Annotated in this window: 10 protein-coding genes; 2 read left to right on the forward strand and 8 right to left on the reverse strand. The window is 72.9% G+C overall.

Annotated features, from left to right (window positions below):
• Positions 1–38 precede the first annotated feature (38 nt).
• The 7 genes from obgE to GA0070617_RS23090 form a co-directional block, all read right to left on the reverse strand.
• Positions 39–1,589 carry a GTPase ObgE gene (gene obgE, locus GA0070617_RS23060; protein WP_175440627.1) on the reverse strand — a complete coding sequence of 517 codons (1,551 nt, stop codon included), beginning with the start codon at positions 1,587–1,589 and terminating at the stop codon, positions 39–41.
• A 91-nt stretch (positions 1,590–1,680) separates the two neighbouring features.
• Positions 1,681–1,938, reverse strand: a complete 258-nt coding sequence (rpmA, locus tag GA0070617_RS23065; RefSeq protein ID WP_091442502.1) for a 50S ribosomal protein L27 — start codon at positions 1,936–1,938, stop codon at positions 1,681–1,683.
• Between the two features lie 11 nt (positions 1,939–1,949).
• Positions 1,950–2,264 carry a 50S ribosomal protein L21 gene (gene rplU / locus GA0070617_RS23070; protein WP_007464063.1) on the reverse strand — a complete coding sequence of 105 codons (315 nt, stop codon included), beginning with the start codon at positions 2,262–2,264 and terminating at the stop codon, positions 1,950–1,952.
• A 406-nt stretch (positions 2,265–2,670) separates the two neighbouring features.
• Positions 2,671–3,129, reverse strand: coding sequence for a hypothetical protein (locus GA0070617_RS23075; RefSeq protein ID WP_091442506.1), 459 nt, complete (start codon positions 3,127–3,129; stop codon positions 2,671–2,673).
• Between the two features lie 125 nt (positions 3,130–3,254).
• Positions 3,255–6,566 (reverse strand): Rne/Rng family ribonuclease, encoded by a 3,312-nt coding sequence (locus GA0070617_RS23080; RefSeq protein WP_091442510.1) that lies wholly within the window; start codon positions 6,564–6,566, stop codon positions 3,255–3,257.
• A 131-nt stretch (positions 6,567–6,697) separates the two neighbouring features.
• Positions 6,698–7,417: a TIGR03936 family radical SAM-associated protein gene (locus tag GA0070617_RS23085; RefSeq protein ID WP_091447101.1), complete on the reverse strand. Its 720-nt coding sequence runs from the start codon at positions 7,415–7,417 to the stop codon at positions 6,698–6,700.
• A gap of 184 nt (positions 7,418–7,601) precedes the next feature.
• A complete protein-coding gene (locus GA0070617_RS23090; RefSeq protein WP_091442513.1) occupies positions 7,602–9,596 on the reverse strand; it encodes a TIGR03960 family B12-binding radical SAM protein in 1,995 nt (664 codons plus the stop codon).
• 161 nt (positions 9,597–9,757) lie between these two features.
• On the opposite strand from GA0070617_RS23090, the gene GA0070617_RS31745 reads away from it, so the two are divergent.
• Positions 9,758–11,878, forward strand: coding sequence for a hypothetical protein (locus tag GA0070617_RS31745; RefSeq protein ID WP_229688471.1), 2,121 nt, complete (start codon positions 9,758–9,760; stop codon positions 11,876–11,878).
• 65 nt (positions 11,879–11,943) lie between these two features.
• Complete coding sequence (locus tag GA0070617_RS23110) at positions 11,944–13,416, forward strand: cryptochrome/photolyase family protein (RefSeq protein ID WP_091442524.1); 1,473 nt, start codon at positions 11,944–11,946, stop codon at positions 13,414–13,416.
• 6 nt (positions 13,417–13,422) lie between these two features.
• On the opposite strand, the gene GA0070617_RS23115 is transcribed toward GA0070617_RS23110, so the two are convergent.
• Positions 13,423–14,115 (reverse strand): lysophospholipid acyltransferase family protein, encoded by a 693-nt coding sequence (locus tag GA0070617_RS23115; protein WP_091442528.1) that lies wholly within the window; start codon positions 14,113–14,115, stop codon positions 13,423–13,425.
• Between the last annotated feature and the right edge of the window lie 59 nt (positions 14,116–14,174).

The raw sequence follows: 14,174 nt of genomic DNA on the forward strand, positions 1-14,174 counted from the left end.
GTCAGGTCACCGACCGCGCAGGCGGCCGACCGGGCGGATCACCGCTCGCCGGCGGTCGCGTCCGGCGTGCTCGGGGTGGCGTCGAGGTCGGCCGGGATGGCGTCGGCGTCGGCCGACTCGCCGTCCTGGGCACTGGCCGGCCCGAGGGTGCCGGTGTCCGGATCGGCCCACAGCTGCTCGTCGGCGGGGCGCTGACGGCGCGCCTTGCGGGCGGCCAGCCGGTCCGCGGCGGGTACCCGGGTGGACTTCTCCTCCAGCCGTACGTCGGTGCCCCGGTTGCCGGGGACGAAGTCGGCGCCGGCGTAGAGGGTCGGCTGCCAGTCGAACTCCCGCTCGCCGATCCGGACCAGGTCGCCGGGGTTCGCGCCGGCCTTGGCGAGCTTCTCCTCGACCCCGAGGCGGGCCAGCCGGTCGGCCAGGTAGCCGACGGCCTCGTCGTTGTCGAAGTTGGTCTGGCGCACCCACCGCTCCGGTCGGGTACCCCGGACGGTGTACGAGCCGTCGGACTCCGTCTCGATGGTGAAGCCGGCGTCGTCCACCGCCTTCGGGCGGAGCACGATCCGGGCCGGCTCGGTCGGTACGGCGGTGACGCGGGCCTGCTCGACCAGCTCCGCCATCGCGTACATGAGCTCCTTGAGCCCCTCGCGGGTGGCCGCGGAGACCTCGAACACCCGCAGGCCACGCGCGGCCAGGTCCGGGCGGACGATCTCGGCCAGGTCCCGGCCGTCCGGCACGTCGACCTTGTTCAGCGCGACCAGCCGGGGCCGGTCGGTCAGGCCGCCGTACTCGGCCAGTTCCGCCTCGATGGTGTCGATGTCGGCGAGCGGATCGCGGCCCGCTTCCAACGTCGCGGTGTCGATCACGTGCACCAGTACGGCACACCGCTCGACGTGCCGCAGGAACTCCAGCCCGAGGCCCTTTCCGGTGGCCGCACCCGGGATCAGACCCGGCACGTCGGCGACGGTGAAGGTGTGGTTGTCCACCCGGACCACGCCCAGGTTCGGCACCAGCGTGGTGAACGGGTAGTCGGCGATCTTCGGCTTGGCCGCGGAGATCACCGAGATCAGCGACGACTTGCCGGCCGACGGGAAACCGACCAGACCCACGTCGGCGACGCTCTTCAACTCCAGCACGACGTCCAGCTGGTCGCCGGGCTCCCCCAGCTCGGCGAAGCCGGGCGCCTTACGCCGGGCGTTGGCAAGTGAGGCGTTACCCCGGCCGCCCCGGCCGCCCCGGGCCACCTCGAAAGTGGTGCCGGCACCGACCATGTCGGCCAGCACCGTACCGTCCAGGGTCTGCACGACGGTGCCGTTCGGTACCTTGATCACCAGGTCACGCCCGTTGGCGCCGTCCCGGTTGGAACCCGCCCCGCCCTTGCCGTTGTCGGCCTTGACGTGCGGGCGGAAGTGGAAGTCGAGCAGCGTGTGCACCTGCGGGTCGACCACCAGGGAGACGCTGCCGCCGTGCCCGCCGTTGCCACCGTCCGGGCCGCCGAAGGGCTTGAACTTCTCCCGGTGGATCGAGACACAGCCGTGCCCGCCGTCGCCGGCCTGCAGGTGCAGGACGACCCGGTCAACGAACGTCGTCACGCCGACAATCCTTCCAGCGGGGCAGACCCCGCGCGAGAAAAAGACGAAGCGGGCCGGGACACCAGGTCCGCGGCCCGCTTCGCTGAGAGATCTACTGCCCCGCCGGTACGATGTTGACGGTCTTGCGACCGCGCTTGGTACCGAACAGGACCGAACCGGCGGCCAGCGCGAAGAGCGTGTCGTCGGAACCGCGGCCGACCAGGTCGCCGGGGTGGAACTTGGTGCCCCGCTGACGGATGAGGATCTCACCCGCGCTGACCACCTGACCACCGAAACGCTTCACGCCGAGCCGCTGAGCCGCGGAGTCGCGACCGTTACGCGAGCTGGACGCACCCTTTTTGTGAGCCATGTTCCGACGACCTACTTCCCGCTGGAGATGCCGGTCACCTTCACCTGGGTCAACGGCTGGCGGTGACCCTGGCGCTTGTGGTAGCCGGTCTTGTTCTTGAACTTGTGGATCCGGATCTTCGGGCCCTTGGTGTGCGCGGCGATCTCGCCGGACACCGCGACCTCGGCAAGCTTCGCCGCGTCGGTCACCAGGTCGTCACCGTCGACGAGGAGCACCGCGGTGAGCTTCACCGCGTCACCGGGGGCACCGGTGAGCTTCTCGACCTCGATCACGTCGCCCTCGGCGACCTTGTACTGCTTGCCGCCGGTCTTGACGATCGCGTACATCGGAGGCGCACTCCCTGTCGTTGAGGCTGCTAACGTCTTTTCCCGACCGTTGCCGGCCCGGTTCGTTCCTGCTGCGGCGGCGGCACGTCAGATGGCGTGGACACGTCAGAGGGTGTCCACCCGATGACGTGCCCGCCAGGTGACGTCGACGCGCCGGACGACGCGCCCGCCAGGTGCCCTGAGCACGGCGGCCCGGGCAGCGAGAACTCGGCGCACAAAAGTACGCCGCAAGGTAGCGTACGCCATCGCCTAGCCGAGTCCCAAACCGGGACCCCGGCCGCCCGGCCCCACCCACCGGTACGAGACCAGCCGGTCCCCACCCACCGGTACGAGACCAGCCGGCCCCCGCCCACCGGTGTGAGAAGGGTGACCCTCTCTACCGTAGGCGTTAAGCGGGGGCCCTTCCTTACTTCGTGCAGAGCTGGTCGAGGCGTTGCTGGAGCCGGTCCAGCTCGGTCTCGTCCAGCTCGTCGAGGTCGGCGCCCTTCGCCTCCACCTCGTCGGCCATGTCGGTAAGCAGGGTACGCAGCGGCGGGTCGGTCGCCCTGGTCGACAGCTCCCGGAGCGTCGTCCGCCAGCCGGTCAGCGCCCCCTCGGCCCGCTGTCGGGCGGCCTCGGCGCCCTGGGTGTCGCTCGCCCCGGTGGCGACCATCATCCGGCCGAGTTCGTCGACGTAGGTCTGCACCGCCACCGAGCCGGCCTGCTGGGCCGCGGCGCAGACCTGGGCGGCGCTCGCGCCGACGGACGGGACGGCACCGACGGGGGCACCGGAGGCTGCTGGCCGCCCCTGGTCGGAGTCGGCGGAGCAGCCCGCCTGGGCCAGCAGGGCCAGGGGAACGAGGGCGGTGGCGAGCAGGCGACGCATGTTGGCTCTCCTAGCCGGGGTGACCGGTCAGGCCGGCGGGACGGGCTCTGGACGATACGACAGGGCTCCTCCCACCGGCGGTACCGGGGAAGGAGCCCTGTCAGGATGCCTGAACCGTCAACCTCTCACGGGCGGGTACGCCGACGGGCGCCGCCCCGGCGGGACCGGCGACGGCCGTTGCCGTCGGAGTCGCCGTCGGTCTCGCCGTCACCGAGCGCGTCCGGGTCGTCCGGTGCGGCCAGCCGGGCCGACTCGCCGACCGGCTGAGCGTCGGCGACGTCCGCGGCAGCCGGCGTCTCCGCCTCGTACCGGGACAGGTCGTAGCCCATCGTGTCGTGGTACTCGGTGCTGGGGCTGGGGCTGGAGCTGGCGTCTCCGGTGACCTCGGTGACCTCGACCACGGTCCGCTCCGGCTGGCCACCCTTGCGCCCCCGCCGCCGTGCCGAGCTGCCGGCGGCCGGCTCGGGCGGTGCGGTGACTGCGGAGGCGACCGCCTTGACCCGGTCCCCGGCCCCACCGGAGCGCGGCTTCTCCGGCACCGGCTCGGTGTGGATGATCAGACCTCGGCCCTTGCAGCACTCGCAGTTCTCGCTGAACGCCTCCAGCAGCCCCGCCCCGATGCGCTTGCGGGTCATCTGCACCAGGCCGAGCGAGGTGATCTCGGTGACCTGGTGCTTGGTCCGGTCCCGGCCCAGGCACTCGGTGAGCCGGCGCAACACCAGCTCACGGTTGGACTCCAGCACCATGTCGATGAAGTCGATCACCACGATGCCACCGATGTCCCGCAACCGGAGCTGCCGGACGATCTCCTCGGCGGCCTCCAGGTTGTTCCGGGTGACCGTCTCCTCCAGGTTGCCACCGGCACCGGTGTACTTGCCGGTGTTGACGTCCACCACGGTCATCGCCTCGGTACGGTCGATCACCAGGTGCCCGCCGGAGGGCAGGAAGACCTTGCGGTCCAGCCCCTTGAGGATCTGCTCGTCGATGCGGTACTCGGCGAAGACGTCGGAGGTGCCGACGTGCCGGCGTACCCGGTCGACCAGATCCGGCGAGACGTGCGACAGGTACGACTCGACCATGCCGAACGACTCGTCGCCCTCGATGACCAGCTCGCGGAAGTCCTCGTTGAACAGGTCCCGGACCACCCGGATGACCAGGTCGGGCTCCTCGTACAGCAGCACCGGGGCACCGCCGGAGGTCGACTTGGCCTGGATGTCCTCCCACTGCGCCTGCAACCGCTTGACGTCGCGGGCCAACTCGTCCTCGCTGGCCCCCTCGGCGGCGGTCCGGACGATCACGCCGGCACCGTCGGGCACCAGCTTCTTCAGCGCGTCACGCAACCGCTTGCGCTCGGTGTCCGGCAGCTTGCGGCTGATCCCCGAGGCGTTGCCGTTGGGTACGTAGACCAGGTGCCGACCGGAGAGCGCGATGTGGCTGGTCAGCCGGGCGCCCTTGTGCCCGATCGGATCCTTGGTGACCTGCACCAGCACCGAGTCGCCGGAGCGCAGCGCCTGCTCGATGGAACGGGCCCGCCCCTCCAGGCCGGTGCTGTCCCAGTTCACCTCGCCGGCGTACAGCACGGCGTTGCGTCCCCGCCCGATGTCGACGAAGGCCGCCTCCATGCTCGGCAGGACGTTCTGCACCTTGCCCAGGTAGACGTTGCCGGCCATGGTGCCGGAGGTGTTGCGGGTCACGTAGTGCTCGACCAGCACCCCGTCCTCCAGGACGGCGATCTGGGTCCGGTCACCGCGCTGGCGTACCGCCATCACCCGGTCGACCGCCTCCCGGCGGGCCAGGAACTCCGACTCGCTCAGGATCGGCGGACGGGTCCGGCGCTGCTCACGGCCATCCCGGCGGCGCTGGCGCTTGGCCTCCAGCCGGGTCGAGCCGGACACGCCCTGGACCTCGTCGACGGCCTTGCGCGGCTCGCGGATCTTGACGACCGTGGGTACGCCGTCGTCGGTCCCGCTCTCGGCCTCACCGGCTCCCCGGCGACGCCGACGACGCCGGCGGCGGGTCAGGCCGTCGCCCTCGTCCTCCTCCTCGGCCTCGTCGGTCTCCGCCTCGGTGCTCTCGTCCTCGGCCGACTCCTCGGCGTCGGCGTCGTCGTCCGCGCCACCCTTGCCCCGGCCACGGCCCCGGCGACCCCGCCGGCGACGGCGCCGACCGGCGGCACTCTCGTCGTCGTCGTCCTCGTCGGCCTCGGCGACCTCCTCGGCCTCGGTGACCGGCTCCTCCTCGGCCACCTCGACCGGCTCCACCGGTTCGGCGTCCCGACGGCCGCGACGGCGGCGGCGGGGCGACTCGGTCGGCTCCTCGGCGACCACGACCGGCTCGACGGGCACGACCGGCTCCACCGGCCGGGCCGTCGCCTCCACCGGCCGGGCCACCGGCACCTCGTCGGGCTGCGGTGCCATGAAGAGCACGGTCGGCGCGGAGAGCACCGCCCGGCGGCGCCGGGTACGCGGCTCGACGGGCTCGACCACGGGGGCCTCCTCCGCCGGCTCGGCGACGGCTGCGGACTCGGGCTCCGGTCCGGCGACACCGGGCAACTCGGCGGAACCGGCGATCATCCCGGTCGCGGGCTGTTCCGTCGACTCGGGAAGCGCGGGCGGTCCGGCCGGTGCCACGGCGGGGTTCGGTTCGGTCGCCGGCGGCTCGGGCGCCTCGGCGGGAACGGAGACGCTGACGGACGGGGGTACCTCGCCGGAGCCGGCCTCGGCCCCACTGGTGCGCGTTCCCCGCCGCGTCGTACCGCGACTCGTGCGCGCTGCCCGGGTCGCCTTACCGGTCCCGGCCTGCTCCGCCGGCACCGTGGTCCCTCCGGGCTCAGCGGGCTCAGCGACCCCAGCGGCCCCAGCCGGCTCAGCGGTCCCGTCCGGCGCGGTGCTGGTCTCCCCCGGCTCCGCTGGCGCGGCAGTCTCGGCCGGGGCGGCGGTGGCCTTCTTCCGGCGGGTCCGGGTCACCTTGACCGGCGGTACGACCTCCGCACCGGCCTCCTCCACCTCGGTGGCGACCAGCGGCTCCTCGGCCGCCTTCTGGCTGGTGGTGGCCTTACGTCGACGGCGCGGGGTCTTCGGGGCGGCGTCCAGGTCGCCGGCCACCGGGGCGAGGACCTCCGCCTGCGGGGCCTCCGAGCTGACCGCCGCGGCACCGGTCGACGCCTCGACCGGGACGTCGGTCTGTTCCGGCGGGTCGAGGGGAGCGGTCCGGCGGCGGGTGGCCCGGGTACGCCGGGTCGGTGCCGGCCCCGCGGGGGCCTCGCCGGTGGCCACCTCGCCGCTGGGCGCGCCGGCGGTCTGCACGTCGGCGTCCGGGGCGGTGGCCTCCGGGGTGCCGGGTCCGCCCTCGGCAGCGGTGTCGACGGTGTTGGCAGCGGTGTCGCCGGCCGGCTGCGAACCGGTCCGCTCGCCGCCCTCGGGCTCGTTCTCGAGCATGGACGTTCTCCAGTTCTGGCTGCCCCGGGCGCGGGTGAGCGCTGCCACGCAGGGTTGCCGCAAAAGGTGTTCCGCGAACGCGCGTGGTGCGCGCCCGCCGAAGTCTGCCTACCCGAGCGCCGACCGTCCGGTCAGTGCTCGACGATGGTTGCCCCGTCGCGGTCCGCCTCCAACGGATCCACGATCGCACCCTGCGCGGTCAACGTGCCCTGCGCCAGCCGAGTCACTCGCGGTGACACCGGCGGCTCCAGGGCGGCCACCACGCGGAGGCCGGAAAGGACGTCATCGGGACGCACGGACGGGGTGACCTGCCGTACGACCAGTTCGAGTATCGCACACGGGACGGCCGTGTCCCCGGAAGGTGCCGCCGCCTGCTCCGCCATATCAATATGAATAACCGCAGATCGGGCATCGAACGTCCGGCGCCCCTGCTTCGTCATCCGCTCGACCTGCACCTCCTCGGCGGCGGTGAAAGACTTCACGGCGGCGGCGAGCACGTCCGGCTCCACGCCGGGCAGCTCGATCCGCCAGGACGACGCCTCGATCCGGTCGGCGAGACTGCCCCCGCCGGCGACCACGGCGTCGACCACGTCGAGACCGGGCGAGAGGGCCGCGTCCAGCGCCGCGCGCAGCGCGTCCGGATCGACCGGCTCCCGCAACCCGATCTCCAGGTACTCGGCCTCGCTGGCGACCCCGGTGGGCGCCGCGCTGGCGTACGAGATCTTGGGGTGCGGGGTGAAACCCTGGGAATAGGCGATCGGGACACCGGCGCGACGCAGCGCACGCTCGAAGGCGCGGGCGAAGTCCCGGTGCGAGGTGAAGCGCAGCGGCCCGCGCTTGGCGTACCGGATCCGGACCCGCTGGACGACCGGCGCCTGGCCGCCTTCGGGTTGAGGCTTTCTGGCGATCGTGTGCTCCTCGGATTCTGCCTGCCTGTGCGCCCCATCCTGGCGCAGCGGTCGAGCCGCCACGCAGCCGGGTCCCCGTACGGTGATCGGGTCAGCGCCGCACCGTCACCTCCGGCAGCGCCGGTGGTCAGTGGGAGTGGCCGCTGACCGGCACCTTGAGGCCGTTGCCGCCCACCGGGGTCAGCGGCAGCAGCTTCTGGCCGGTGGGACCGATCTGGATCTCGGTGTCCATGGCCGGGCAGACGCCGCAGTCGAAACACGGCGTCCAGCGGCAGTCCTCCTGCTCGTACTCGCTGAGCGAGTCCTGCCAGTCCTGCCAGAGCCAGTCCTTGTCCAGGCCCGAGTCGAGGTGGTCCCAGGGCAGGACCTCCAGCTCGTCGCGCTCCCGGGTGGTGTACCAGTCGAGGTCCAACCCGAAGGCGGGCAGCGTCTCGGCCGCCGCGTCCACCCAGCGCCGGTACGAGAAGTGCTCGCTCCAGCCGTCGAACCGGCCGCCGTTCTCCCAGACCCGGCGGATCACCGCGCCGACCCGGCGGTCGCCCCGCGACAGCAGGCCCTCGATCAGCGACGGCTCACCGTCGTGGTAGCGGTAGCCGATCGCGCGGCCCAGCGAGCGGTCGGCGTTGATCGCCTGCTTGAGCAGCTTGAGCCGGTGGTCGATGACCTCCGGCGACTGCATGGACGCCCACTGGAACGGGGTGTGCGGCTTCGGCACGAACCCGCCGATGGAGACGGTGCAGCGGATGTCCTTGCTGCCGGTGGCGGCCCGACCGGCCCGGATGACCTCGTGGGCCATCTCGGCGATCTCCAGCACGTCCTCGTCGGTCTCGGTGGGCAGGCCGCACATGAAGTAGAGCTTCACCTGCCGCCAGCCGTTGGTGTACGCGGTGACGACCGTACGGATCAGGTCTTCCTTGGTCACCATCTTGTTGATGACCTTGCGGATCCGCTCCGACCCGCCCTCGGGGGCGAAGGTCAGGCCGGTCCGCCGGCCGTTGCGGGACAGCTCCTGGGCGAGGTCGATGTTGAACGCGTCCACCCGGGTCGACGGCAGCGACAACGACACGTTGGTGCCCTCGTACTGCTGGGCCAGGCCGGAGCACATGTCGCCGATCTCGGAGTGGTCGGCCGAGGAGAGCGACAGCAGGCCGACCTCGTGGAAACCGGAGAACTCCAACCCCTCGCGGACCATCTGGCCGACCGTGGTGATCGACCGCTCCCGTACCGGCCGGGTGATCATGCCGGCCTGGCAGAACCGGCACCCCCGGGTGCAACCCCGGAAGATCTCCACCGCGTACCGCTCGTGCACCGTCTCGGCCAGCGGCACCAGGGGCTTCTTCGGGTACGGCCAGGCGTCCAGATCCATCGTGGTGCGCTTGTGCACCCGGAACGGCACGTCCGCTCGGTTGGGCACTACCCGCTGGATCCGGCCGTCGGGCAGGTAGTCCACGTCGTAGAAGCGCGGCACGTAGACGCTCTCGGTCCGGGCCAGCCGCAGCAGCAGCTCGTCGCGGCCCCCGGGGCAGCCCTCGGCCTTCCACTGGCGGACGATCGTGGTGATCTCCAGGACGGCTTCCTCGCCGTCACCGAGCACCGCCGCGTCGACGAAGTCGGCGATCGGCTCCGGGTTGAACGCGGCGTGCCCGCCGGCCACGATCACCGGGTCGGCGTCGCCCCGCTCGGCGGCCAGCAGCGGGATGCCGGCCAGGTCGATCGCGGTGAGCAGGTTGGTGTAGCCCAGCTCGGTGGAGAACGACACACCGAACAGGTCGAAGTCCCGCACCGAGCGGTGCGCGTCGACGGTGAACTGCGGCACGCCGTGGCTGCGCATCAGCGCCTCCAGGTCCGGCCAGACCGCGTAGGTGCGCTCGGCGAGGACGTCCGGCAGTTCGTTGAGCACCTCGTAGAGGATCTGCACGCCCTGGTTGGGCAGGCCCACCTCGTACGCGTCCGGGTACATCAGCGCCCAGCGGACGGTCGCCGCGTCCCACTCCTTGACCACCGCGCCCAGCTCGCCACCGACGTACTGGATGGGCTTGGTGACCTGGGGCAGCAACGGCTCCAGGCGGGGCCAGACGGAGTTCGTCGCGGCGGGGCGCGGCGTGGTCGACGGGACGCTCATGATGCCCAAGGGTACGCGCCCGCCGGTCGGCCGCCGCGCCGCACCGGTCGATGGACCGCCGGACGGTACGGCCAGCTCACCGCCGTCGGACCGACGGGCGGGTTCGGCGGGCTGGCAGTGCGGTACTAACCTCGCAGGCGGCGCGAGAGGAGATTGCCGCGATGCCGGAGCCGCAGCCGGAAACCGACCGGCCGGCCGAGGGGCTCACCCCGGCCACCGACGCGGGCCGGGATCCGGCGGTCGACGACCGACCGGCCGCCCCCGCCACACCAGCACCAGCACCAGCACCAGCACCAGCACCAGCACAGACCACCGGTCCCCGCACCGGCCCTGCGGGCACCCGCGAGCTGCCCGTGTTGCCGGAGGACGAGCCGTCGCCGTCCGGATCCGTCAGCCCGGCCGAGCCGACCGACTCGGAACGGCCGACAGACGCGTCCGCGACCGCCTCGGCGGCGGCCGCCGAGGCGGCGTCGGAGCCGGCTCCGGACCGGTCGTCAGGCACGGCCGGCCCGACCACGGAGGCAGCCCCGGCGGAACCGACCCCGGGTCCGGCCCCGGAGGCAGCCCGGGCGGAACCTGCCCTCGACCCGACAGCAGCGGCAGTCCCGGCGGAACCGACTCCAGAGCCGGCCCCGACCTCGGAGGCAGGTTCGGAGCCGACCTCGGACGCAGCCCTGGAGCCGACCTCGGACGCAGCCCTGGAGCGGGTCTCCGACCGGTCGACAGGCGCGGTGGACCCGACCGACGGGTCGGCAACGACGAACGCGGCGGAGCCGACGGGCGCGGCGGAGCCGACGAACGCGGCGGAGCGGACGAACGCGGCGGAGCGGACGAACGCGGCGGAGCCGACCACTGGGGCGGCAACGACGGGCGCGGCGGCTCGGTCCGCGCCTGACGTCGCCGACCAGCCGGCCGGCGAGGCCACGGTGGGCGTCCCGGAGCCGGGCCGGACCGGACCGGCCGGTACCCGGCAGATGGACGCGTTGCCCGACGAGCCGAGCGTCGGCCGGGTCAGTGGCTCGGCGCCGGTGCCACCGCCACGAGCGCCGGAACCCCGCCGGTTCTGGGGCCGGCCCGCGCGGTCCAGCCCACCTCCACCGCCACCCGGGCCGCCACCGCCGGTGGACCGGACCCTGGTGGACGGGACGCTGCTGGACGGGCCCCCGGAGAGTCGTACCCCGGTCGATCCCTGGGCGGGGGTGGACACCGGCGGCTGGGACCTGCCCTCGACGGGCTATCCGGCCCTGCCGCCGACCACGCACCACCCCGAGCCGGCATCGGCCCCGCCGTGGCCCGAGTCACCTCCGGCCGGGGCGCAGCCGGCAGCCGGGCCGTACCCGGCGGCGGAGCCCTACCCGGCCGCGGAGTCGTACCCGTCCGCCGAGCCCTTCTCGGCCCCGCCGTACCCGCACACCCCCGCGCAGCCGTATCCGCCCGCGGCAGGCGGGAGCCAGCCGCACCCGACCGGCCACCCGCAGGCGTACCCACTGCCGGGGCACCCGCCGGCGTCGTCGGCCGGCTATTCGGCCTCGGCGCGGCCGGTCTCCGCGCACCCGGTGTCGCCACCGCCACCACCGCCACCACCGCCGCCACCGCCGCCACCGGTGTCGGCTCCGCCCCGGCCGGTGTCGGCTCCGCCCCGGCCGGTGTCACCGCCGGCCGCGCCACCGGCACAGCGCCGGGCGGACCACCGGCCACCCCCGCCGCCCGCCGCGCCGCGTCGTCGACGGCGGCGCTGGCCTTCCCGGTTCCTGATGACGTTCCTGCTCAGCGTGATCTGCTGCTGCGGCTGCCCCGCGTACTTCGGCAAGCCGGCCTGGGACCAGTACCCGGCCGCCGCGAGCCTGCCCGAGGAGGTCGCGGACCTCCGCCTGCGCTCCGACGGCGGCGACGCGGTGCGGCGGCTGGAGGCCGGGGTGGGCGAGGCCCACCTGCTGACCGAGGACACCTTCGGCGGGGTCTACGGCACCTCGGACGGCAAGCGGGTGACGGTCTTCGGCGGTACCGGATTCCGGATCACCCCGGAGAGCGACGCCGAGGGCGAGATCGACAGGCTCACCGGCGAGTACGGGCTCGGGGAGCCGACGGTGGTGCGGACCGACGTCCGGGGGCGGCACGCCCGGTGTGCCACCGGCAGCGCCGACGACACCGCCGTGGTGGTCTGCACCTCGGTCGACCACGGCAGCCTCGCCACCGCCGTCTTCACCCGGCTCTCGGTCGATGACAGCGCCGCCCTCCTGGGCACACTCCGTAGTCAGATCATCACTATCAATCAAGGGTGATCTCGATGGCGTAAAGCTTTCGCTTTTTGCCCGTACCAATCCACTTTCGGGCCCACAATCGGGACATGTCGCGGCGTTGGCTCTTCGCCGATCAGCTAGGCCCACACTTCCTCGATGACCGGCACCAGGAGGTGCTGCTGATCGAGTCGAAGGCGGTCTTCCGGCGCCGGGTCTTCCACCGGCAGAAGGCGCACCTGGTGCTCTCCGCTCTGCGCCACCGCGCGGCGGAGCTCGGCGACCAGGCCCGGTACCTGCGCACCGAGACGTACGCGGAGGGGCTGCGCACGGTCCGCGAGCCGCTGGAGGTGTGCCACCCCACCTCCCGGCGGGCCCTGGCGTTCGTCGAGCGACAACCCCGGCTGACGGTGTTGCCGGCCCGTGGTTACGTCACCAGCCTGGCCGACTTCACCGACTGGGCCGATGGCCGACGGAGCGCGCTCCGGATGGATGCCTTCTACCGGTTCGCCCGGGAACGGCACGACGTGCTGATCGAGGCGGGTGAGCCGGTGGGCGGCCGGTGGAGCCTGGACACCGAGAACCGGCAGCCGCCGCCGAAGGACGTCGACCGGTTGGCGGTCCCCGCGCCACCGAAGCTGCGGGAGGACGACATCGACGCCGAGGTCCGGGCCGATCTGGACCGGTGGGAGCGGGAGGGGATCCGGTTCGCCGGCCGGGACGGGCCACGCCGCTTTCCGGCCAGCACCAAGGAGGCCCGGGCCCGGCTGCGGCACTTCCTGCGGCACCGGCTGCCCGCGTTCGGCCCGTACGAGGACGCGATGCTCGCCAACGACCCGTGGCTGGCCCACAGCGCGCTCTCCTCCTCGTTCAACCTGGGCCTGCTCGATCCGATGGAGGCAATCCGGGGCGCGGAACGGGCGTATCACGCCGACGGTGCCCCCCTGCCCAGCGTGGAGGGCTTCATTCGGCAGATCATGGGCTGGCGGGACTTCGTCTGGCAGCTCTACTGGTACTTCGACCGTGGCTGGCGGGACAACAACGCCCTGGCCGCCCGCAGGCACGTGCCGGACTGGTGGCAGGACCTGGACGCCGACGTGGTGCGGGCGCGGTGCCTCTCCGACGTGCTGGGCGAGGTCCGCGACCACGGCTGGACGCACCACATCCCCCGACTGATGGTGCTCGGCAACTACGCCCTGCAACGTGGCTGGCGGCCGACGGAGCTGGTGGACTGGTTCCACCGCAGCTTCGTCGACGGGTACGAGTGGGTGATGACCGCCAACGTGGTGGGCATGAGCCAGTACGCCGACCTCGGTCAGATGACCACCAAGCCGTACGCCTCGGGCGGGGCGTACATCAACCGGATGAGCGACTACTGCGGCGGCTGCCCTTACGACCCGAAGAAGCGCCTCGGCGAGGACGCCTGCCCGTTCACCGCCGGCTACTGGTCGTTCCTGCTGCGCAACCGGGAGCGGCTGCCGGGCAACGCGCGGATGGCCCGCTCGATGAAGCAGCTCGACCGGCTGGCCGACCTCGACGCGGTCGCCGACCAGGAACGACGGCGCGGCGACGATCCGCCGTGAGCCGCCTCAGGCCGGGGACTCGCCGGTGGTGGGCTCGTCCCGCTTGGGGGCGTAGCGCGGGACGTACTCCTGGCCGGTGAGCTTCTGGATCTCGCCCATCAGCTCGTCGGTCATCTCCCGCAGCGAGGTCCGGTCGTCCGGCCGCCCGGTGAAGTCCAACGGCTTGCCGAACCGGATCGTGATCCGGCCGTTGCCCGGCCGGGGCACCCGGGCGCCGATCGGCTGGACCTTCTCGGTGCCGATCATGCCGACCGGCACGATCGGCACCCCGGCGGCCACGGCGAGCCGGGCCGCGCCGGTCCGGCCACGGTAGAGCCGGCCGTCGGGCGAACGGGTCCCCTCCGGATAGATGGCCACCAGGTCACCGCCGCGCAGGGCGGGCAGGGCCGCGTCGAAGGCCGACAGCGCCGCACGTCCACCGGCCCGCTCCACCGGGATCGCGCCGAGGCCGGTGAGCACGACCCGGGAGAGCGTGCCCTTCGGGCCGGTACCGGTGAAGTACTCGGACTTGGCCCAGAAGGCCAGGTGTCGCGGAACCACGGTGCCGAGGAACAGCTCGTCGGCGACCGAGAGGTGGTTGCCGGCGAAGATGGCGCCCCCGGTCTTCGGGATGTGCTCGAGCCCCTCCACGTGGGGGCGGAAGGCCAGTCGGAGCACGGGTGCCACGGTGAGTTTGCTGATCGTGTAGAGCAGCGGCACTGGTCCTCCGGACGGTCGTACCCAACGGGGGTGGTGTCATTCGCCGAGCGGTGTCACGT

The sequence above is a fragment of the Micromonospora yangpuensis genome (assembly GCF_900091615.1).
Classification (GTDB): domain Bacteria; phylum Actinomycetota; class Actinomycetes; order Mycobacteriales; family Micromonosporaceae; genus Micromonospora; species Micromonospora yangpuensis.

What these genes read in the sequence shown, in the direction of transcription:
- GA0070617_RS31745 (WP_229688471.1), top strand. Translation starts at nt 9,758, where the DNA reads ATGCCGGAGCCGCAGCCGGAAACCGACCGGCCGGCCGAGGGGCTCACC.
- GA0070617_RS23075 (WP_091442506.1), bottom strand. Translation starts at nt 3,129, where the DNA reads ATGCGTCGCCTGCTCGCCACCGCCCTCGTTCCCCTGGCCCTGCTGGCC.
- GA0070617_RS23090 (WP_091442513.1), bottom strand. Translation starts at nt 9,596, where the DNA reads ATGAGCGTCCCGTCGACCACGCCGCGCCCCGCCGCGACGAACTCCGTC.
- rplU (WP_007464063.1), bottom strand. Translation starts at nt 2,264, where the DNA reads ATGTACGCGATCGTCAAGACCGGCGGCAAGCAGTACAAGGTCGCCGAG.
- GA0070617_RS23110 (WP_091442524.1), top strand. Translation starts at nt 11,944, where the DNA reads ATGTCGCGGCGTTGGCTCTTCGCCGATCAGCTAGGCCCACACTTCCTC.
- rpmA (WP_091442502.1), bottom strand. Translation starts at nt 1,938, where the DNA reads ATGGCTCACAAAAAGGGTGCGTCCAGCTCGCGTAACGGTCGCGACTCC.
- GA0070617_RS23080 (WP_091442510.1), bottom strand. Translation starts at nt 6,566, where the DNA reads ATGCTCGAGAACGAGCCCGAGGGCGGCGAGCGGACCGGTTCGCAGCCG.